Annotated in this window: 1 protein-coding gene; it reads left to right on the top strand. The window is 58.9% G+C overall.

The window, feature by feature from the left end; translation table 11 throughout:
* The first annotated feature begins 352 nt into the window (after positions 1 to 352).
* On the top strand, positions 353 to 1,609 hold the full coding sequence (locus tag GWC77_RS27645; RefSeq protein ID WP_173262643.1) for a phosphodiester glycosidase family protein: 1,257 nt from the start codon (positions 353 to 355) through the stop codon (positions 1,607 to 1,609).
* The last annotated feature ends 68 nt before the right edge of the window (positions 1,610 to 1,677 follow it).

The raw sequence follows: 1,677 nt of genomic DNA, 5'->3' as shown, positions 1-1,677 counted from the left end.
CTAAGGGAACCGTTTAAGTGCAATCGAACGATGGCGGGTGGATCAAGAAAGCGAACACGCCATGCCCAGTTTTTCAAGCCTGCGGGCAATCATAGGTGCACGTTCTGCGGATACCCATGTTGAGTCGCAAGAGTCGCGTGCAATACGACCGGCTAACTCCGGATCTGCGTCCGCTAGACAGCCCTCCGGTCTGTTGGGAGGGTTACTGTCGCGCCCGGAACGCTTGCGAAGTTCGGAGACGCGTTTAGCGCGACCTATTGTGGCGAGCGCGTCGCCGAAAGCGGCGCCCTCTGACATCAATCGAGGCCAGTCATCACAGTCCAACCGTTACCCGGCTGATCTGGCGACGAGAATGCAAGCACAGATTCGCGGCAACCAAGTGCGCGATAAGGTCTCCGTCTCAGGGATTCCGGATACGGGCATTGTGAGGGTACACATCGCCGGCGACTCCGTCGACTTAGCGCGACTCGGTTTCGAGAACATCGACACGACTCACGGCCCCAAAGACCTGACCTATCTCACCGTTCCGCTCGACAGGTATTCTCCCCATCTGGCGGGTGGCGAGCGGGTGCATCGCCCCGCCGAAGCACCCCCAGCACTGCTGCGGCAGCAGTTAGCAAGGGACCGGGCGGATCCGGAATCGAGCCTGGGGCCGGTCGCGTATATCAACGGTTCCTATTACAACTCATCCAAGTCCTCGAAGGCGTCAGCGGACCACGACCAAGCCGCCGCCATCGGCGAAAACAAGGTCATCGGTGCCCAGGATCAACCCGACCCAGTTCCGGTACCTAAGCAATATGTCGACGACTACCGCAGAGTTCAATTTCCGAATGGCTCGACGCTGACTACAGGGCCGTTGCTATCTGATCGCACGTGGACGGGAAAGTCGGTCGCCAAATTCGACCAAAGGAAAGGCGACCTGCCGAAGTACAAGTTCCCGGAAGACAGCCTGATCAGGCCTGGTGATCTGCAGCACGCAGAACATCCCAATCCGCGCAGCGCAGTCAATTTTCCTGCCGGAATCAATCCGCCGCTGGGTATAAGACGGTCACAAGTGCCTCACAAGAGTGGCGACGCCGTTCGGATGCTAGTCGCAAGCGATGCATCGGGAAAGGTCGGTGCCGAAGCTCAAGGCCTGACCATGGTCGAACTTTCCAACGTGATGGCGCGGGTTGGAGGCCTGAATCGAAAGCCGGGGCCGTCGTATAACCTGGATGGCGGTGCGAGTTCCACAATGGGAGTGGTGAGTGAAGACGGGCGAAAATTGATGGAGGTTCGAGGCCGACCTACAGAGCCTACACTGACTGCTAATTTCGTGACGATGGAGCAGCATTCCGGTTTGCGGAACACGGCTCCACAATCGTCGCGGCCAGAGCCGGCTGTAACCACTGCGCATTCGGCACTTCGATCGGGCTCCGCGCCCCAACCGTTGCGTGGGCCGCAATCGCCCGGACGACGGCAAACTTCTGTTTCGTCATCTATCGAATTCGCGGTGCCACTGTCCGAGTCTCGAGCGGCCACGCCGGCACCTTCTGTTTCCCTAGCACAGAAGACCGATGACGAGCGGTTCGCCGATGATTTCCATTGGCTTGCCGATAGGATCGAGTAAGCAGCAGCGACGAGATCGGGCCATACATGCACGGAAAGTACGATCACCCCGATTGGCACTTCGTTAGA

Source organism: Paraburkholderia sp. NMBU_R16 (genome assembly GCF_013282575.1).
Taxonomy (GTDB): Bacteria; Pseudomonadota; Gammaproteobacteria; order Burkholderiales; family Burkholderiaceae; genus Trinickia.
Note: the sequence above shows the minus strand (reverse complement) of the source record. Positions and strands in the feature narration are given on the sequence as shown.

What these genes read in the sequence shown, in the direction of transcription:
- GWC77_RS27645 (WP_173262643.1), top strand. Translation starts at nt 353, where the DNA reads ATGCAAGCACAGATTCGCGGCAACCAAGTGCGCGATAAGGTCTCCGTC.